Here is an 18432-nt window from a genome sequence, read left to right on the forward strand (position 1 = left end):
AAGCCCAACTTAATTCTGATGTCTCTTTAATCAACCAGCTCGGTTTTTATATCGTGAGTGGTGGAGGCAAACGTCTAAGACCGCTTTTAGCGATACTGTCAGCCCGTGCACTTGGTTACCAAGGCAATGGTCATACAATGGCAGCTGCGTTTATTGAGTTCATCCATACAGCGACTTTGCTGCATGATGACGTGGTAGATGAATCAGACATGCGCCGTGGTAAAGCCACTGCGAATGCAGCATTTGGCAATGCGGCTAGCGTATTAGTTGGGGACTTTATCTATACACGCTCATTTCAGATGATGACGGAACTAGGATCCATGAAGATCCTTAAACTAATGAGCAATGCCGTAAACGTGATCGCCGAAGGTGAAGTACAGCAGTTGATGAACTGTAACGACCCTGACACGACAGAAGAAAGCTACATGCAAGTCATCTACTCTAAGACTGCGCGCTTATTTGAATCCGCAACTCAAATCGGTGCAATCTTAAATGATGCTCCTGAGCATGTGGAAATCGCAATGCAAAATTACGGTAAGTATCTAGGCACTGCGTTTCAGCTCATTGATGACGTCATGGATTACACTTCTGATGGCGAAGACATGGGTAAAAATGTGGGTGATGACTTGGCCGAAGGCAAGCCAACTTTACCTCTACTCCATGCTATGCGTAATACCACACCAGAAAACGCCATCATGATTCGTGAAGCGATTGAGAAAGCGAATGGCATGGATCGCTTAGAAGAAATTCTTGCGGTCATGAAAGAAGCAGGCTCTCTGGAATACACAACGCAAAAAGCTCTAGAAGAAGCAGACAAAGCAATCGCAGAACTATCAGTGTTGCCAGAGTCTGAATACAAACAAGCGCTTGTTACTCTGGCTCATGTCGCTGTACAACGCACGAAGTAATCAATAGCTACCCATAACGCAAGGCTTATAGCTAAAAGGAAGAGCATGCTCTTCCTTTTTTACGTTTGATACCTAATGACGACGCCCGAGGCGCTAGTAATATCTGTCACTACCGCCATGCAGTTGTGGATCATCTTCTATTTCATCAAAGCTAACGGCGAGCTGCTGTTCAGTCCCTTGTTTGGACAACAATACCGTCTCTGCTTCATGGTCGACCACTAATATCGTACCGACGCCTTGTTGGCACTCAACAACCATGCCTTTACGGATTCGCCTCGCTTCCATCATCTTCTCCTTCACTACGTGGTTTTATTCGACCATTTTTACGAAGTTGAGAAATCAAGGATCAAAAAAGCCGATCAAAATGATCGGCTTTCTTCTTATATAGGCTTTCTAGATTACTTTGCGAATTCAACACCAATGTTGATGTCGCCATTTAGTGTTTCTAGCATACCGTCTAATGCAGACTTTTCGTAATCGCTGAGTTTGCCGTAGCTTAGTACTTCTTCAACGCCTTCTTTACCCAGTTTCACAGGTTGCGCGAAGTACGTCGCGTGTTCGCCGTCGCCTTCAACGTAAGCGCACTCAACTACGCCTTCTTCACCTTGAAGAGCACGAACCAGAGACAGACCAAAGCGACATGCAGCTTGGCCCATTGATAGTGTTGCACTACCACCACCCGCTTTCGCTTCTACAACTTCAGTACCTGCATTTTGAATACGTTTCGTTAATGCTTCTACTTCTTCAGCTGTAAACTCAACACCTTCTACTTGAGACAGTAGAGGTAAGATCGTTACGCCAGAGTGACCACCAATTACTGGCACGCGAACGTCACCTGGATCTTTGTCTTTTAGCTCAGCAACAAACGTTTCTGAACGGATAACATCCAACGTTGTTACACCAAATAGACGACGCTTATCATAAACACCCGCTTTTTTAAGAACTTCAGCAGCAATTGGCACTGTTGTATTTACAGGGTTTGTGATGATACCAACACAAGCTTTCGGACAAACAACCGCAATCTTCTCCGCTAGCGATTTAACGATACCAGCGTTTACATTAAATAGATCCGCACGATCCATACCTGGCTTACGCGCAACACCAGCAGAAATTAGCACAACATCCGCGCCTTCTAGTGCTGGAGTAGGATCTTCACCAGCGTAACCTTTGATAGAAACTGGCGTAGGGATGTGGCTAAGATCAGCGGCCACACCAGGAGTTACTGGAGCAATATCATATAGGGCTAGATCAGAACCAGCAGGAAGACGGTTCTTAAGTAGAAGGGCCAGGGCTTGACCGATGCCACCAGCGGCACCAATAACGGCTACTTTCATGTAGTTCTCCTTGAGAGTATTTCTCTTATAAACGTATTCGTAGGGTAGTTTGTAACCAACTTAAATAAAGCTATCGGAATCACAACTTGATTACAATCAATTAACGCTAGCTTTGCGACCTCGCGCAACTCGCTGTTACCGTGCTACAAATGGGGCTTGGATTATTCTTTTATTCTGTTGAAATGACAAGGAATTCAAGAAAACAGATACAGCCCTACTTCAGCGCGCTAAAGAATTCTATGTGGTATATAGTTTACAGTGACGCATCTAACATAATCCTGGGACTCTTTGGCACCGCCTGAATATATATGCGAGAATATGCAAAATTGCTGACCCGTAATAAGAGATTTGTAATGACTATGCGCAATTCAGAAAAACAAGACAACTTAGTTCGCGCCTTTAAAGCCCTGTTAAAAGAAGAAAGCTTTGGCTCACAGGGCGAGATTGTTGACGCACTCAAACAGCAAGGGTTTGAGAGTATCAACCAATCTAAAGTCTCACGTATGCTGACTAAATTTGGCGCCGTCCGTACGCGCAATGCAAAAATGGAAATGGTTTACTGTCTTCCTGCTGAGCTAGGTGTCCCAACAGTCAGCAGCTCTCTGCGTGAACTGGTACTAGACATCGATCGTAATGCAGCGTTAGTGGTAATTCACACCGGCCCAGGTGCAGCACAGTTGATTGCTCGCTTGCTTGATTCACTCGGTAAATCCGAAGGTATTCTTGGCGTTGTCGCGGGTGACGATACCATTTTCATTACGCCAACCATGGCAATTACGACTGAGCAACTCTTCAAATCAGTGTGCGAGCTGTTCGAATATACTGGTTAAGTTCTATAAAGCTTCAATCAGCTAACTCATTGTGGGTTATAAAAGAAGTCTCATTTTGTAGCCCATAATTTATGTAAATTTTTTGCTTACTCCGCTCGTTCTTTAACCACCCATTTTGTGATTAACATCACGCAATTGATCTTTTTCATTTCAGTCACTAAACGTTAATTAAGTAATTGTTATAAAAAGAATTAAATCACAAATTGAATCCTATCCCCTGATACAAAATTCAGACTTATCAACTATAACATTTAACAATTGGATAATTTTCTGCCAATTTTTTGTTATGATTCGCTCGCTTTTTCAAACGATTGGATTGAAAAAGGTGCCGTTTCCAAATAGGAAACTCCAGAAGTGATTTATGGTTATTTCCGGGTAAATAATGAATATAAGGAAGGGAAATTCATGGCATTTAACAAACTTCTCAAAGTAGGCGCTATCGCTGCAGCCGTAATGGGCGCAGGCGCAGTTAACGCTCAAGAGTTTATTACCATCGGTACTGGCTCTGTGACAGGTGTTTACTACCCAACTGGTGGTGCTATCTGTAAGTTGGTAAATAAAGGTCGTAAAGACCACAACATCCGTTGTTCAGTAGAATCGACTGGTGGCTCAATTTACAACGTTAACACTATCCGTGCAGGCGAATTAGATTTTGGTATCGTGCAATCGGATTGGCAGTACCACGGCTACAACGGTACGAGCAAGTTTGAAGAACAAGGCCCGTACAAGAAGCTACGCGCAATGTTCTCTCTTCATACAGAACCTTTCAACATCATTGCGCGTGCAGATTCAGGTATTGAAAACGTTGAAGACCTGAAAGGTAAGCGCGTAAACATCGGTAATCCAGGCTCTGGTGACCGTGCAACGATGGGCGTTGTCATGGAAGCGATGGGTTGGACAAACGACAGCTTCAAATTGGCGTCTGAGCTAAAAGGCTCTGAACGCTCTCAAGCACTTTGTGATAACAAAATTGACGCCTTCATTTACATGGTCGGCCACCCGAACGGTTCAATCAAAGAAGCAACCACATCATGTGATGCGAAGCTAGTTTCAGCAACAGGCCCTAAAATCGATAAAATTGTTGCCGACAACCCATACTACGCCTTTAGCTCAGTACCGGCTGGTATGTACCGCGGTACAGACAAAGACGTAAACAGCTTTGGTGTTGCAGCAACAATGGTAACGACCTCTGATGTTTCAGACGATGTCGCTTACAACGTGGCAAAAGCTGTGTTTGAAAACTTTGATACCTTCAAACGTCTACACCCTGCATTCGCAAACTTGAAGAAAGAAGACATGGTGAAAGCTGGTCTTTCTATTCCTCTTCACCCAGGTGCAGAAAAATACTACAAAGAAATGGGTCTAATTAAGTAATTTCCTCAGACTCTACATACAGGCAGGAAAGAATATTTTCTGCCTGTTTGAGCATACAGGTTGTAGCACGTTCTAACTGTATGCTTCATTCGCCAGTTTTCTTCTGAAAACTGCGAGCTCATACCCAAGAAAACTTAAACGCCGCCTAACAGAGTACCCAACAATCAACACTTTGAGTTCAGGCAGCAAAATACTCGAAAGCAAACTTCGCTCCATTCACTACACTGATAGAGGCGAAGTGTGGTTCTCGATAAAAATCAGACAGGACCATCAATAATAAGGAAAAAGTACATGGCGACGAATCAAGCTCCGTCACAAGATGTGCAAGAAATGGTGGCTCAGGCAGACACAGGTGCACGTAGCCCTTCGGGAATGCAAGGACGAATCCTTTGGTTTGTTCCTCTGTGTTGGTCACTATTTCAATTATGGTACGCATCCCCGTTACCATTTATTTTCAATTTTGGCGTACTGAACGACACGGAAGCGCGATCTATCCACCTTACTTTCGCGATCTTTTTGGCTTTCACTGCTTATCCAGCGATGAAGAATTCTCCTCGCGATCATATCCCTCTTGTTGATTGGATACTCGCGTTGGCTGGCAGCTTTTCAGCAGCCTATATATACCTTTTTTATACCGAGCTAGCAGGACGCTCAGGCGCACCGACAACGGTTGATATCGTTGTTGCTGTTATCGGTATGCTCCTCCTTTTAGAAGCAACACGCCGAGCACTTGGTCCACCATTAATGGTCGTGGCTGCTGTTTTCCTTACTTACACCTTTGCAGGCCCTTACATGCCTGACGTTATCGCGCACAAAGGGGCAAGCTTGAACAAGGCCATGTCTCACTTGTGGCTAACAACAGAAGGCGTATTTGGGGTTGCGCTAGGTGTTTCTACCTCTTTTGTCTTCTTGTTTGTATTGTTTGGAGCAATGCTGGAACGCGCTGGTGCTGGTGCTTACTTCATTAAAGTTGCCTTCTCGTTACTTGGCCATATGAAAGGTGGTCCAGCTAAAGCGGCCGTTGTTGCATCAGGTTTATCTGGTCTGGTTTCTGGTTCTTCAATCGCAAACGTAGTAACAACTGGCACCTTTACGATTCCACTGATGAAGCGTGTTGGCTTTCCCGGCACAAAAGCGGGTGCGGTAGAGGTAGCGGCTTCAACCAATGGTCAGTTAACACCGCCAATCATGGGTGCAGCAGCATTTTTGATGGTGGAATACGTCGGTATCTCCTACGTTGAGGTGATTAAAGCCGCCCTACTTCCAGCGCTAATCTCTTATATTGCTTTAATTTACATTGTTCACCTTGAAGCGTGTAAAGCAGGCATGACAGGGCTTCCTCGTCGCCACAACCCAACACTAGTACAAAGTCTGCTGTCCTTTACTGGCACAATCTTAGGATTGTGTGTGATCAGCGCATTGGTTTACTACGGAGTGGGTTGGACAAAGGACGTCTTTGGTGATGCCGCGACACCAATTGTTACCGTCGCACTATTAATCGCGTACGTTGGGTTGGTGAAAGTCTCAGCAAATCACGTGCAAGATGGCGCAATTGAGATTGATGCAGAATTAACAGAAGTACCTGATCCTGGCCCAACCGTTAAGTCAGGCTTGCACTACCTACTCCCTATCGTCGTATTGGTTTGGTGTTTGACTGTCGAACGTTTCTCACCTGGTCTTTCGGCATTCTGGGCAACGGTGTTCATGATTTTCATTTTGCTTACTCAACGTCCGTTGATTGCACTGCTGTCAAAGCAAGGTGATATGCTTCAGCAAACCAAAGATGGCTTTGTCGATCTTGCCGAGAGCTTAGTTTCTGGTGCGCGCAATATGATTGGTATCGGCGTTGCAACCGCGGCAGCGGGCACCGTAGTTGGTGTTGTTACACTAACGGGTATCGGACTAGTGATGACCGACTTCGTCGAGTTTATCTCTGGTGGCAGTATCATTCTTATGCTGCTGTTTACCGCCATCATTAGCTTGGTTCTGGGGATGGGTCTGCCAACAACGGCGAACTACATCGTGGTCTCTACGCTAATGGCGCCGGTTATTGTTACGCTCGGCGCGGCGCATGGCTTGATTATTCCGTTGATAGCGGTGCACTTGTTCGTTTTCTACTTTGGTATTTTGGCCGACGATACCCCACCTGTAGGTCTTGCGGCTTTTGCAGCAGCAGCGATTGCGAAATCAGATCCAATTCGTACCGGTATCCAAGGTTTTACTTACGATATTCGAACCGCTATTTTGCCGTTCATGTTTGTGTTCAATACCCAGTTATTGTTAATGGGGATCGACTCTTGGTGGCATTTGGCACTCACGGTCATTTCATCGATCATTGCAATGCTGATATTCTCTGCGGCAACTCAAGGGTGGTGGTTCACGCGTAACAAGTGGTGGGAAACAGTCCTATTATTAGTACTGACATTTTCGTTTTTCCGTCCAGGTTTTTGGTGGGACATGCTGTACCCAGCGAAAGTTCTTTCTCCTGGCGTTGAGGTAGCTCAAATCACGGAAACACTAAATGTAGGAGAATCATTGGAGTTACGTGTTGCCGGTGAAAACCTTGAGGGCGACTACATTGAGAAAACGGTTCGTCTTCCATTCGAAGACAGTGCGACAACAGCAGACGCACGTATTTCATCTATGGGTCTGATGCTGACCGAAAGTGACAACAAAATGATTGTCGATATGGTTGAATTTGGTAGTCCAGCAGAGTCCGCAGGTATCGACTTTGATTGGGAAATCAAGTGGGTTATCCAGGATGCAGACCGTCCGATGAAAGAGTGGGTGTTTGTACCATGCTTAATGATTTTGCTGGTGCTTGCAATGAACCAAAAACGTCGTGCTCGTAAGGAACAATTGAGCGCATAACCGATTTGGCCCCGAGGATAAAGGGGCCTTAATGAGAGACATTGAATGTACAAACAAATTCTTGTTCCGGTTGATCTAAATGACCAAGGCTTTTCAGACCGAGCGGTTGAACTAGCGGTTTGGCAGGCAAAGCAAGCAAATGCTCAAATCCATCTTCTGACGGTACTACCTGGTATTCACATGTCGATGGTTGCCACATACTTTCCGAAAGATGCTGCAGCCAAAATGAAGCAAGACGTGAAGCAGCAACTAAAAGCTTTCGCTAATGAGCATATTGCTGAAGATGTGGTTTACCAAGTGCATGTTGCTGAAGGCAAGGCCTACGCGACCATTCTTGATTATGCAGAACGTTTAGGCGCTGATCTCATCATTATGCCAAGCCACAAACGCTCTAAAATCAATAAAGTAATGCTTGGCTCTGTCGCGAGTAAGGTTGTGGAATATTCTCCAATCAATGTGATGATCGTAAAACCGCAAGGCTAAGTAAATACAGAAACGAAAAAGGACGCTAACATTAGCGTCCTTTTTATATTAAACAAGTAAGGGTTATGCCATCACTGGGTAATCGGTATAACCTTCTGCTCCACCCAAATAAAAGTGTTCTGGTTTCGCCTCATTAAGAGGTGCATTTTTCTTAAACCGCTCAACTAAATCTGGGTTTGCGATAAAGGGAACGCCAAATGCGACCACATCAACTTTGTTTTCTGCAATTGCTGTTGCCGCTTCTTGTGCACTGTAGCCCACGTTCGCCATTAAGTGACCTTGATAGTTTTCGCGTGCTGGCTTGAGAACATCTGCTTTTTGTACGCCTTTCAGATCCGCACGCATCACGTGCCAATAAGCAAGATCGAAAGAATTAAGTTGCTCTGCTAAGTAACGCACCAAACCAACTGGATCACTGTCTTTCATGTCATTAAATCCATTTAGCGGAGATGTACGCAGACCGACTCTTCCGGGTCCCCACACCTCAACGACTTCTTTCACTATCTCAAGTAAAAATCGAGCACGATTTTCAACCGAGCCACCGTATTCATCGGTACGTAAATTTGAGCCGTCACGAAGGAAGTTATCAATAAGATAACCATTGGCGCCATGTATCTCGACCCCATCAAAGCCTGCTTTCTTGGCGTTTTCTGCACCTTGTTTAAACGCCGCAACAATGGAAGCTATCTCATCCACTTCGAGTGCTCGTGGTACCGTATATGCTTGCTTACCCGAAGGGGTATGGACTAATTCATCACGAATGGCCAATGCGCTCGCCGCTACAGGTGTTTTTCCTTCATTCAGATCAGGATGACAAGCTCGTCCCGCATGCCAAATTTGCAGTACAATCTTACCGCCTCTCTCATGAACCGCATCCGTTACCTTTTTCCAAGCTGCGATTTGCTCTTCGTTGTAAATACCCGGCTCTGCCATGAAAGCAGACGTACCTTCCATCACCATGGTGCATTCAGCAATGATAAGTCCGGCACTCGCACGTTGAGCGTAGTATTCAACCATAAGGTCATTAGGAATATGGTCTGCGCCAGCACGAGCTCGCGTTAAAGGCGCCATAATGGCACGGTTATCTAATGCTAATTGACCGAGTTCGATAGGAGAAAATAAGTCTACAGAGTTGGACATGTTGTTTACCTCAAATGACAATAACTTGATGGCTAAGGATGAGGTGCCAGACTATAATCAGATTAATATTGAAACAATATGGATAATTGAAAGTGATTGTTCGGAATTTAGAAACAATTGACTTTAGAACGCTTTCTATCTTTGTCACAAGCTGTCGACTACTGAGCTTAACCAAGTGCGCGCTGGAGTTAAACCTACCGAAATCTACTGTTAGTAAAGCCATAACCAAACTCGAACAACACTTTGAAGCCAAACTGCTAGAGCGCACAACCCGAAAGTTAGTGATCACCGAAGCTGGCCAAATGGTTTTAGAGCGTGCTGCAAGCTTAGTTGAGGAATTCCACTCAATTGGCCATGACGTTCAGGAGATGGAACAACAGATCCAAGGCCGGCTGCGTATTTCCGCGCCACCAGCGTTGGATGCGTATATGGCGGAGCACATCTTTTTGCCATTTTTAAAACAATGGCCAAAAGTACAAATTGCGTTAGAAGCATCGAACGATTTTGTTGATCTGTTTTCACACGGCTTTGATATGGCAATTAGAGTCGGTCAGATAGTTGATGATCGATTAATCGCGAAAAAATTAGGCTATACCACTCGAGTCCTGGCTGCTAGCCCTGAGTATTTAGCTGAGTTCGGCGTACCTGAAACGCCAGAAGACCTGACAAAACATAACTGTTTGAGGTATCAATATGTTTCAGAAATAGGACCTTGGACGCTGATCTCACAAGATAATACCGTCAATGTTTCAATAACCAGTAACTTCTCAAGTACAACTGTAGAAGCAATATTAAAAGGCGCACTTAAAGGACTAGGCATCGCGAACTTACCTGTGCAGAACATGACGCAAGAGCTAGAAAGTGGCACCTTAGTCAGAGTGTTACCGCAATGGCACACGGTACCAATGCCTATTTATTTAGTCTATCGTCCTGGAGCAAACCGCCCACGGCGTGTACAAGCAATGATTGACCATATCATGAGCTTAAGATCTCAATTTGAATTTGGCCCTCGGCATGGTTTGTGTTGCGGAGAAGCATAACCTAGCAACTATCAGGCACTAGCATGCTGCTCGGATAAATGCCGCAAGCTTCTCACTAGCATGCTGTTCACTCAATGCAGACATATCACCCGCGGCTTCCACTTTACCATCTGCCACAAACACAAAGTGGCTGGCAATCGCTTTGGCATCGCTTAAATGGTGCGTGACCATCAATACAGTTATTCCCTGCTCTGCTGCGAGTTTTTTTACCAAGCTCAGCATCTCTTCACGCAACACCGGATCAAGCGCCGAGAACGGCTCATCCAATAGCCACATGGGATGAGGCTGAACAAAACAACGCGCTAAGGCAACACGTTGACGCTGGCCACCAGAAAGATGCTCTGGCAAACGGTCGAGGTACTCTGCAACACCAACTTGCTGCGCGGCTTGTTCAATCTGACGATTTTGGTCCACCGTAAGCTTTAGCCCTGGGTGTAAGCCCAAACCGATGTTGTCACGCACCGATAAGTGAGCAAACAAATTGTGCTCTTGGAACAACATAGAGAACGGACGCAGATAAGGCTCTTTACGCACAATGGACTCACCATCAACACAAATATCACCACGGTCAGGATGGATGAATCCTGCCACCAACGCCAGCAAGGTTGACTTCCCTGCCCCACTTGGTCCCATCAGCGACACAATCTGTCCTTGCTCAATCGTTAAGTCAAAACGAAACAGTTCACGTTGGTAGGTGTACTGCACATCATCCAACACTAACATTACGCTCTCTCCTTCGTTTTCAATACTTTCTCAATCAAGGCAAAACAGCCCACACTCAACAACAATAGGGTCACCGATACCACCGCAGCTGCGTCCATCTGATAACTGCCAAGCAACTGGAACAAATACAAAGGTAAGGTACGAAACTCTTGTCCACCAAACAGTGCTATGGCACTTAAATCCCCTATTGCAAACATAAAGCTGATCGCAAACGCATGTGCAAACGGCTTGCGTAGCGCCTGCCACTCCACCACTTTAAACCGTTGCCAGCCACGCATGCCTAAGCTGGCACATACATACTGATACTGTTGTTCAATGTGCAGCATTGGCTGCGCTAGCGTTTTGATCACGTAAGGCAAAGCCATCAAACCGTTCACCAAAATCACGACAAAAAATGCCAAGCTAAAAACATCGGTAAATGCGCGCAGTAGTAAGAATAAACCGGTGCTAATCACCAGACCTGGAGTCACCAAAATAATGGTGCCGATTAACTCTATCTGATCGGCTCGCGTGTTTTTGTACTGCAACCGCCAACGGCGACTGGTCAATAGTATGGACACCCCTGCAGCGACCGCAAGCACGCTAGCGACACAGGCGACTTTGAGGGAGTTCAATAGCGCAAACCAAAAACGCTCATCGGTTAATACTGTCCAAACTTGTTGGTTGATGCCACTCAGTAACACCATCAATAACGGCGGTATTACCAGTAAAAAGGCACCTATGATCCAAAAGCTATCCCAAGCTTTTGACCACCCATGATCCTTCGTTAAATATTGCTGTACCGATGTGCTTCCAGCACTGATAGAAACAGGCCTTGTTAACTTCTGCACTCCAATAGCAAGCAGTCCACATAACAGCATCTGCCACAGCGCCAATAACGCCCCAGCTTGTAAATCAAAATCAAACTTAATCGCTTGGTAAATGGCCAATTCAATGGTGGTGGATTTTGGCCCGCCCCCCAACGCCATTACAGTGGCAAAACTGGTAAAGCACAACATAAACACCAACCCACAAACGTGGGGAAGCTGCTGCCTTAAACGCGGCCATTCTACCCAGCGAAACTTATCCCAATGGCTCATCCCAAGATGCGCGCAAAGCTTATGCTGCTCGGCAGGAATAGACTCCAAGGCTTGCAGAAGCAATCGTGCCGCGTAAGGTAAATTAAAGAACACATGGGCGAGTAAAATGCCGTTCAAACCGTAAATAGAGAATGGCAGTTTAGTGTCGAAACTTTGCAACCACTGCGCCAACAAACCACTGTTGCCATAAATCGCTAACAGCCCAAAAACACCAACCAAAACCGGCAAAACCAGTGTCGATGCAAACAGCTTAAGCAGTAATGATTTACCAATAAATTGGCGACGCGAAAGTGCGTGCGCTACTGGAATGGCAAAGCCAACACTGAGCAATGTGGAAAGAAACGCTTGGTAGAAACTGAACTTGGTGACATGTTGATAGTACGGGTCGCCCCATACCACAGACACATCAAGTGAAGGGGCTTGAACAATCAAAGCACCTAGGGCAGAAATAACAAAGGTCGCGATGATCATCGCGACCCCTAAACCTATTTTTGGAACAGAATTCAAAGGTAAAACCTATCTCATTCAGATGAGGGTGGAAACGTCAGCTAAAACGTCAATGCGCTTTGCCATTCGCGAATCCAAGACTTACGCATTTTTGCCACTTCATCAGCACTAAAGCTCAACGACTTGCTTGGAACACTCAAAGTTTCAAAACCTTTAGGTAACTCAACGTCAGTGACTGGGTACATCCAGTTACCCGTTGGCATCGCCGATTGGAACTCATCACTTAAAATGAAACTCATAAATTGATCAGCAAGTTCTGAATTTTTTGCCCCTTTCACTTTGGCGGCGACTTCAACTTGCATGTAGTGGCCTTCAGCAAAATTCGCCGTCGCAAACTTCGAATCGTTTTCCGCAATTAAGTGGTACGCAGGTGAGGTGGTGTAAGAAAGCACTAAATCGGACTCACCATTGAGGAACATGGAATACGCTTCAGACCAACCTTTCGTGACCGTTACGGTTTTGCTCGCTAGCTTCTGCCACGCTTGCGTCACATCGTCGCCATAAATAGATTTCATCCATAGCATCAAGCCTTGGCCCGGCGTTGAAGTCCGCGGATCTTGGTAAATCACTTTCAGATCGTCGCGCGTTTCCACCAGCTCTTTCATGCTTTTCGGCGGATTAGTCATTTTCTCTTTGTTGTACACAAACGCGAAGTAGCCGTAATCGTACGGTACAAACGTCGTGTCGCTCCAACCGTTTGGTAACACTGTATTGGACGTATCTACATTGTGCTCGGCAAGCAGACCGGTTTTCTTCGCTTCTGCCATCAGATTGTTATCCAAACCTAATACGATGTCCGCTTTGCTATTACCGCCTTCAAGACGAAGACGATTCAGAATCGACACACCATCGTCCAACGCTACGAAGTTAACGTCACAGCCACATTTTGCTTCAAAAGCTTGCTCGATTTTAGGACCCGGCCCCCAATCTGCGGCAAAAGAGTCGTAGGTATAGATGGTTAATGTGTTTTCAGCGGCAAACGCTGAAGTAGAGGTGATTGCAGCTAAGGCAATCAGATTTAGAGTGGGTTTCACTGCTCGCTCTCCATGAGTATTTCAGAGAAATAAGTTGAGCGGCACAGGGTTTGAGGCGGCTATTAAGGACTTCCAATATCCAGACTCAATTCCTACGCCAGCATTATCTGGTTCAGGTAATACGGGTCCCTAGTTAAACACTTAGGTCTCAGCGCCCCAATGCATTGATTGACTCAATGCTAAATGGGTTTGCTCCCCGATGAGTTGGATGGATTGTAAAGGTATTTGAGTGGTTACACAATCAGCTCACGAGCGCTGGTCATAACCCCAACGAGGCACCAAACCTTGCTCAATACCTAAGTGGTCAAGAATTCTCGCCACCATAAAATCCACTAAGTCTTCAATACTCTTTGGCTGATGATAGAAGCCTGGAGCTGCTGGCATGATGGTGACGCCCATTTGCGACAGTTTGTGCATGTTCTCCAGATGTAGCGTTGAAAATGGTGTTTCGCGAACCACGAGCAACAGCTGCCCGCGCTCTTTCATTACCACATCAGCGGCCCGCTCGATCAAGTTATCTGACATACCATGCGCAATCGCTGCAACGCTTCCCGCAGAACATGGGCAAACCACCATTTGCTTTGGTGCAGCAGAACCAGACGCAACCGGTGAGAACCAGTCATCTTTACCGCAAACGGTGATGTTATCGGGATTGCAGTTCAGGTGCTCTACCAATGCTTGCTGCGCTGCTTCTGGACCACTTGGCAGCTTAAGATTATGCTCGGTTGCCATCACAACACGAGCTGCCGAAGAAATCAGAACGTAGACATGATAATCCGCCGCAACCAAGCATTCTAAAAGACGAAGGCCGTAGGGAGCACCAGAAGCCCCCGTTAATGCCAACGTGATGGCTTTTTTGTGAGAGGGTTGTGTTTTGTTTTGCATATCAATCAGGCTTTTTGTTTTAACTGCTCAAGAAGTTTTCCGTGAATACCACCGAAGCCACCATTACTCATGACTAGAATTTGGTCACCTGCTCGCGCACGTTCGACGATCTTGGCTACAAAGTTATCTATATCCGCATCGAAAAACGCTGGCTGTTTGCATTGGTCGGCAATGTCTTGCACAGACCACTCGATATTATCTGGCTGGAACAAGAAGACTTCATCTGCACTGTGTAGTGACTCTGCAAGTGTGTTGTTGTGTACACCACGCTTCATGGTGGCAGAACGCGGCTCTAACACAGCAAGGATGCGTTTTTCACCTACCTTGTTACGCAAACCACCGACAGTAAGTTCAATTGCCGTTGGGTGATGCGCAAAATCATCGTAAACCGTCACACCTTGTTCTTCACCTTTCAGCTCTAAACGGCGCTTGGTATTGATGAAACGCCCTAATGCCTGGCAAGCAAGATCCGGAGTGACTCCAACATGTCGTGCAGCAGCGATTGCCATCAGCGCATTATCCACATTGTGGTCACCCACCAAATTCCATTCGACGGTACCAACCTTCTCACCTTGCAACGCAACGTCAAATTTTGAGCCATCAAGCACTAATTTGTGCGCTTGCCAGTCACCATTCTCACCAGAGAACTGTTTTTCAGTCCAGCAGCCACGCTCTAATACATCCGCTAACGCTTGATCTTTCCTCGGCGCTAAGATCAATCCGTTGCCCGGTACAGTTCGCACTAAATGATGGAATTGGCGCTTGATCGCTTCTAGATCATCGAAGATATCAGCATGATCGAACTCAAGGTTATTCATGATTAAAGTGCGAGGATGGTAATGCACAAACTTAGAACGCTTATCGAAAAAAGCACTGTCATATTCGTCGGCTTCAACGACAAAAAACATGCTTTCACCCAAACGAGCAGACACTCCGAAGTTACCGAGTACCCCACCGACTAAGAAACCCGGTTGATAACCACAATCTTCAAGTATCCAAGCAAGCATGCTCGACGTGGTCGTTTTCCCATGTGTACCCGATACCGCCAATACCCAACGATCATGCAGCAAAAACTCGTTGAGCCACTGCGGGCCAGAGGTGTAACGCATGTTAGTGTTGAGCACATGCTCGACACACGGGTTGCCACGGCTCATCGCGTTACCAATCACCACAAGATCTGGTTGGGGGTCGAGTTGAGACGGGTCAAAGCCTTCAATAATTTCAATACCTTGAGACTCAAGCAGTGTGCTCATTGGCGGATAAACGTTGGCATCAGAACCAGTGACTTTATGTCCTAATTGGCGCGCTAGAATCGCTGCGCCGCCCATAAATGTGCCACAGATACCCAAGATATGAATGTGCATAAACTAAACCTTGTAATGCGTTTTTTAATGCTTTCATTATCGCGATTACCGCCTGAAAAGCGAGTGACTTTAGCCTTCTTCTTGCAGTCCCTTTCACAAATATGACAAGGTTGAACACAGACTGTACAACCTCTTGCTTACTGATGAATCCCTCAAACAAGTCTACAAATAAATTGAGATCTCAAACAGTTACTTCATTACCATTAAAAAGATCTGCGACTTAAACTTACATCCAGCGCAATCGTTTAACATCCATAAAGAGATGCTCACTTGCGCACTACCCCCAATGAAATGAAAATGTAAGGATTAACCATGTCAGGACTGCGCACCCTAGGCGAGTTCATTGTCGAAAAACAAGCGGATTTCCCCCACGCTAGCGGTGATCTATCATCCCTTTTAGCCTCCATTCGTTTAGCTGCAAAAATCGTTAACCGCGAAATCAACGCAGCGGGTCTCGGTGATATCACTGGTGCTGTAGGCACGGAAAATGTCCAAGGTGAAGATCAGCAAAAGCTCGATGTTTACGCGAACGATAAGTTCAAAGCCGCGCTTGAAGCTCGTGACCAAGTGTGTGGCGTTGCCAGTGAAGAAGAAGACGAAGCAGTTGCGTTCAATAAAGAACTCAACCAAAACGCCAAATATGTAGTACTGATGGACCCACTTGATGGTTCTTCTAACATCGATGTGAACGTCTCTGTTGGTACTATCTTCTCGATTTACCGTCGTGTTTCTCCAATCGGTACTCCACCAACTGAAGAAGACTTCCTACAACCTGGTCACAAACAAGTGGCTGCGGGCTACGTAATTTACGGCTCCTCCACCATGTTGGTATACACAACAGGTAACGGCGTAAACGGCTTTACTTACGACCCATCTATCGGCAGCTTCTGTCTTTCTCATGAAAACATGATGATTCCTGATGATGGTAAGATCTACTCCATCAACGAAGGTAATTACATTCGTTTCCCTCAAGGGGTGAAGAAGTACATCAAGTACTGCCAAGAAAACGTGCCAGAAGACGGTCGCCCATACACTTCTCGCTACATTGGCTCGCTGGTTGCTGATTTCCACCGCAACCTACTGAAAGGCGGTATCTACCTTTACCCAAGCACACAAAGCCACCCACAAGGCAAGCTACGCCTGCTTTACGAATGTAACCCTATGGCATTCCTCATTGAGCAAGCTGGCGGCATTGCATCGGACGGCGTGAATCGCATTATGGACATCAAGCCTACTGAGTTGCACCAGCGTGTACCTTTCTTTGTGGGTTCGAAGAACATGGTTCGCAAAGTTGAAGAGTTCCTTGAACTGCACCGCGACGAAGAATAATTTCAGACCTTTGTCCAACGCGGCAGGTGTTTACCTGCCGCGTTTTTGTCGCTAAAGTGAAACGCGAATTTATCATCAGATGAAGCCGCTTTTGTGTGACTCATCGTTAATGAAAAGGAATATTCTAATGAGCTTAAACCATGTACCAGCAGGCAAGTCGCTGCCTGAAGATATCTATGTCGTTATCGAAATTCCAGCAAATGCAGATCCAATCAAGTACGAAGTAGATAAAGACTCTGGTGCTGTATTTGTCGACCGTTTCATGTCTGCACCAATGTTCTACCCATGCAACTATGGCTACGTGAACAATACCCTGTCTCTTGATGGCGACCCAGTCGACGTATTGGTACCAACACCATACCCACTCATGCCAGGTTCAGTCATTCGCTGCCGTCCTGTTGGCGTTTTGAAGATGACAGATGAATCGGGTGAAGATGCAAAAGTGTTTGCGGTTCCCCACTCAAAAATCTCGAAAGAGTACGAGCACATCCAAGATGTGGACGATATCCCAGAACTACTGAAAGCGCAGATCACGCAATTCTTTGAGCGTTACAAAGAGCTTGAAGCAGGCAAATGGGTGAAAGTGGATGGGTGGGCAGATGTTGCTGCCGCTAAAGCTGAAATCCTAGAATCTTACGAGCGAGCTCAGAAAAAATAAGCATCACTGCTGATACAAAATTAAAAAGAGCTGCTCTAGGGCAGCTCTTTTGCTTTCATCTTACCTGTGTCAACTAGATAGGTGCGCCTGCTGAAGACATTCGTCCAGCGTCGTAGTCATGTTGAAAGAAGGGGTCAACATCATCACAAATGCCAAAATACGGACGCCCGATAACACCGAGCATATAAGCACTTTGCTCACAATACTCTTGCTTGCCTTGCTGGTAACCCGCTTGATAAGCCATTATCAGTTCTGGCGTCGCATGGTTAACATCATCCAGCTTCGCAATTCGCTCCTCAGATAACTCCCGTAATCCATCTAAAGCTGACTGCTTACCAAACACTTGCCAATCGGTCACATTATTCGAAGTCGGTAGTGTTGTTTGTGCGCATGCAGCAAGAAGCAACGCCATTACTCCAATTACGAATGTTTTCATCGTGACTCCTTAGTGTTTAGCTCGTTGCTATTGATAATGTCAGTATAGCTCACACCTTTTGACACCAATCGCCGGAAGCGATTTCTTCGGTTAATTGCTCAGTATCTTGATATAAGTAGATCCAAGCTTGGCCAAACAGCGTAACGATGCTCTCTCGGCGATATTCCACTGGCACATCTTCTAACCTATCTAGCTCGGATAAGGTTTCATCATCAATCAGATACACTTCACCTTGAATCGAGCGTTGCCCATCAGACAACGCTGGATAAGGGCCTAAGTCATACATTGCAAATTGAGCATCCGTTTCATGTAAACCAAGAAACTGCGCCGAGCGCAAATACTGATGGTTGTACTCTCCCTTGCGTAACGTGCCGTAGACAAAAATCAAATGCTGCATAACCACTCCTTAGTCATGACTGTATATGCTTAGGTTAAAG

The 18432-nt window shown here is 45.9% G+C and carries 18 protein-coding genes and 1 riboswitch; of the genes, 8 read left to right on the top strand and 10 right to left on the bottom strand.

From position 1 onward, the window contains the following. Window positions 1–908 (top strand): octaprenyl diphosphate synthase (gene ispB / locus R7E42_RS17940; protein ID WP_318072891.1); only part of this gene is annotated, 908 nt, incomplete at its 5' end. A gap of 93 nt (window positions 909–1001) precedes the next feature. Here the strand turns inward: ispB and R7E42_RS17945 are convergent. Both R7E42_RS17945 and mdh read right to left on the bottom strand, forming a co-directional pair. Beyond that, complete coding sequence (locus tag R7E42_RS17945) at window positions 1002–1193, bottom strand: hypothetical protein (protein WP_213883837.1); 192 nt, start codon at window positions 1191–1193, stop codon at window positions 1002–1004. Window positions 1194–1306: 113 nt separating this feature from the next. Continuing rightward, complete coding sequence (gene mdh / locus R7E42_RS17950) at window positions 1307–2242, bottom strand: malate dehydrogenase (protein WP_005379660.1); 936 nt, start codon at window positions 2240–2242, stop codon at window positions 1307–1309. 359 nt (window positions 2243–2601) lie between these two features. On the opposite strand from mdh, the gene argR reads away from it, so the two are divergent. The 4 genes from argR (at window position 2602) to R7E42_RS17970 (ending at window position 7800) form a co-directional block, all read left to right on the top strand. Then, window positions 2602–3072, top strand: coding sequence for a transcriptional regulator ArgR (argR, locus tag R7E42_RS17955; RefSeq protein ID WP_005379659.1), 471 nt, complete (start codon window positions 2602–2604; stop codon window positions 3070–3072). Between the two features lie 405 nt (window positions 3073–3477). Further along, on the top strand, window positions 3478–4446 hold the full coding sequence (locus R7E42_RS17960) for a TAXI family TRAP transporter solute-binding subunit (protein ID WP_005379657.1): 969 nt from the start codon (window positions 3478–3480) through the stop codon (window positions 4444–4446). A gap of 291 nt (window positions 4447–4737) precedes the next feature. Further along, window positions 4738–7317 (top strand): TRAP transporter permease, encoded by a 2580-nt coding sequence (locus R7E42_RS17965; RefSeq protein WP_017820274.1) that lies wholly within the window; start codon window positions 4738–4740, stop codon window positions 7315–7317. A 45-nt stretch (window positions 7318–7362) separates the two neighbouring features. Then, a complete protein-coding gene (locus tag R7E42_RS17970; RefSeq protein WP_171342786.1) occupies window positions 7363–7800 on the top strand; it encodes a universal stress protein in 438 nt (145 codons plus the stop codon). A 63-nt stretch (window positions 7801–7863) separates the two neighbouring features. Here R7E42_RS17970 and R7E42_RS17975 read toward each other — a convergent pair whose 3' ends face one another. Then, window positions 7864–8940, bottom strand: coding sequence for an alkene reductase (locus R7E42_RS17975; protein ID WP_025768366.1), 1077 nt, complete (start codon window positions 8938–8940; stop codon window positions 7864–7866). Window positions 8941–9032: 92 nt separating this feature from the next. Here R7E42_RS17975 and R7E42_RS17980 point away from each other — a divergent pair, with 92 nt between their 5' ends. After that, the gene (locus R7E42_RS17980) at window positions 9033–9980 is read left to right on the top strand and encodes a LysR family transcriptional regulator (protein WP_318072892.1); all 948 of its coding nucleotides are present in this window, start codon (window positions 9033–9035) and stop codon (window positions 9978–9980) included. Window positions 9981–9998: 18 nt separating this feature from the next. Here the strand turns inward: R7E42_RS17980 and thiQ are convergent, their stop codons facing one another. The 5 genes from thiQ to mpl all read right to left on the bottom strand — a co-directional run bounded on the left by thiQ (window position 9999) and on the right by mpl (window position 15572). Next, window positions 9999–10703 (bottom strand): thiamine ABC transporter ATP-binding protein, encoded by a 705-nt coding sequence (gene thiQ / locus R7E42_RS17985; protein WP_171342788.1) that lies wholly within the window; start codon window positions 10701–10703, stop codon window positions 9999–10001. Beyond that, entirely contained in the window at window positions 10703–12289 is a 1587-nt protein-coding gene (gene thiP, locus R7E42_RS17990; RefSeq protein WP_136976965.1) for a thiamine/thiamine pyrophosphate ABC transporter permease ThiP, read from the bottom strand. Before thiP ends, thiQ begins: the two co-directional genes overlap by 1 nt. A 41-nt stretch (window positions 12290–12330) precedes the next feature. Then, window positions 12331–13323 carry a thiamine ABC transporter substrate binding subunit gene (thiB, locus tag R7E42_RS17995; RefSeq protein WP_171342790.1) on the bottom strand — a complete coding sequence of 331 codons (993 nt, stop codon included), beginning with the start codon at window positions 13321–13323 and terminating at the stop codon, window positions 12331–12333. 72 nt (window positions 13324–13395) lie between these two features. Continuing rightward, window positions 13396–13532: riboswitch (TPP riboswitch) on the bottom strand. Window positions 13533–13569: 37 nt separating this feature from the next. Further along, window positions 13570–14208, bottom strand: a complete 639-nt coding sequence (locus R7E42_RS18000; RefSeq protein WP_033906022.1) for a flavin prenyltransferase UbiX — start codon at window positions 14206–14208, stop codon at window positions 13570–13572. Between the two features lie 5 nt (window positions 14209–14213). Then, on the bottom strand, window positions 14214–15572 hold the full coding sequence (gene mpl, locus R7E42_RS18005) for a UDP-N-acetylmuramate:L-alanyl-gamma-D-glutamyl-meso-diaminopimelate ligase (protein WP_318072893.1): 1359 nt from the start codon (window positions 15570–15572) through the stop codon (window positions 14214–14216). 312 nt (window positions 15573–15884) lie between these two features. Here mpl and fbp point away from each other — a divergent pair, with 312 nt between their 5' ends. Beyond that, entirely contained in the window at window positions 15885–16901 is a 1017-nt protein-coding gene (gene fbp / locus R7E42_RS18010) for a class 1 fructose-bisphosphatase (RefSeq protein WP_005383114.1), read from the top strand. A 127-nt stretch (window positions 16902–17028) separates the two neighbouring features. Continuing rightward, on the top strand, window positions 17029–17559 hold the full coding sequence (gene ppa / locus R7E42_RS18015; RefSeq protein WP_005379635.1) for an inorganic diphosphatase: 531 nt from the start codon (window positions 17029–17031) through the stop codon (window positions 17557–17559). Between the two features lie 73 nt (window positions 17560–17632). Here ppa and R7E42_RS18020 read toward each other — a convergent pair whose 3' ends face one another. Both R7E42_RS18020 and R7E42_RS18025 read right to left on the bottom strand, forming a co-directional pair. Continuing rightward, window positions 17633–17995 (bottom strand): DUF2799 domain-containing protein, encoded by a 363-nt coding sequence (locus tag R7E42_RS18020; RefSeq protein ID WP_025768360.1) that lies wholly within the window; start codon window positions 17993–17995, stop codon window positions 17633–17635. A gap of 49 nt (window positions 17996–18044) precedes the next feature. Beyond that, window positions 18045–18392 carry a gamma-glutamylcyclotransferase gene (locus R7E42_RS18025; protein WP_318072894.1) on the bottom strand — a complete coding sequence of 116 codons (348 nt, stop codon included), beginning with the start codon at window positions 18390–18392 and terminating at the stop codon, window positions 18045–18047. Window positions 18393–18432: the final 40 nt, after the last annotated feature.

It is taken from the genome of Vibrio sp. Vb1337 (assembly GCF_033338715.1).
GTDB classification, from domain to species: domain Bacteria; phylum Pseudomonadota; class Gammaproteobacteria; order Enterobacterales; family Vibrionaceae; genus Vibrio; species Vibrio alginolyticus.

Coding starts and splice junctions, on each gene's coding strand:
- mdh (WP_005379660.1), bottom strand. CDS start 2,242: ATGAAAGTAGCCGTTATTGGTGCCGCTGGTGGCATCGGTCAAGCCCTG.
- R7E42_RS18020 (WP_025768360.1), bottom strand. CDS start 17,995: ATGAAAACATTCGTAATTGGAGTAATGGCGTTGCTTCTTGCTGCATGC.
- R7E42_RS17965 (WP_017820274.1), top strand. CDS start 4,738: ATGGCGACGAATCAAGCTCCGTCACAAGATGTGCAAGAAATGGTGGCT.
- argR (WP_005379659.1), top strand. CDS start 2,602: ATGCGCAATTCAGAAAAACAAGACAACTTAGTTCGCGCCTTTAAAGCC.
- thiQ (WP_171342788.1), bottom strand. CDS start 10,703: ATGTTAGTGTTGGATGATGTGCAGTACACCTACCAACGTGAACTGTTT.
- ppa (WP_005379635.1), top strand. CDS start 17,029: ATGAGCTTAAACCATGTACCAGCAGGCAAGTCGCTGCCTGAAGATATC.
- R7E42_RS18000 (WP_033906022.1), bottom strand. CDS start 14,208: ATGCAAAACAAAACACAACCCTCTCACAAAAAAGCCATCACGTTGGCA.
- mpl (WP_318072893.1), bottom strand. CDS start 15,572: ATGCACATTCATATCTTGGGTATCTGTGGCACATTTATGGGCGGCGCA.
- R7E42_RS18025 (WP_318072894.1), bottom strand. CDS start 18,392: ATGCAGCATTTGATTTTTGTCTACGGCACGTTACGCAAGGGAGAGTAC.
- R7E42_RS17970 (WP_171342786.1), top strand. CDS start 7,363: ATGTACAAACAAATTCTTGTTCCGGTTGATCTAAATGACCAAGGCTTT.
- fbp (WP_005383114.1), top strand. CDS start 15,885: ATGTCAGGACTGCGCACCCTAGGCGAGTTCATTGTCGAAAAACAAGCG.
- R7E42_RS17945 (WP_213883837.1), bottom strand. CDS start 1,193: ATGGAAGCGAGGCGAATCCGTAAAGGCATGGTTGTTGAGTGCCAACAA.
- R7E42_RS17975 (WP_025768366.1), bottom strand. CDS start 8,940: ATGTCCAACTCTGTAGACTTATTTTCTCCTATCGAACTCGGTCAATTA.
- R7E42_RS17960 (WP_005379657.1), top strand. CDS start 3,478: ATGGCATTTAACAAACTTCTCAAAGTAGGCGCTATCGCTGCAGCCGTA.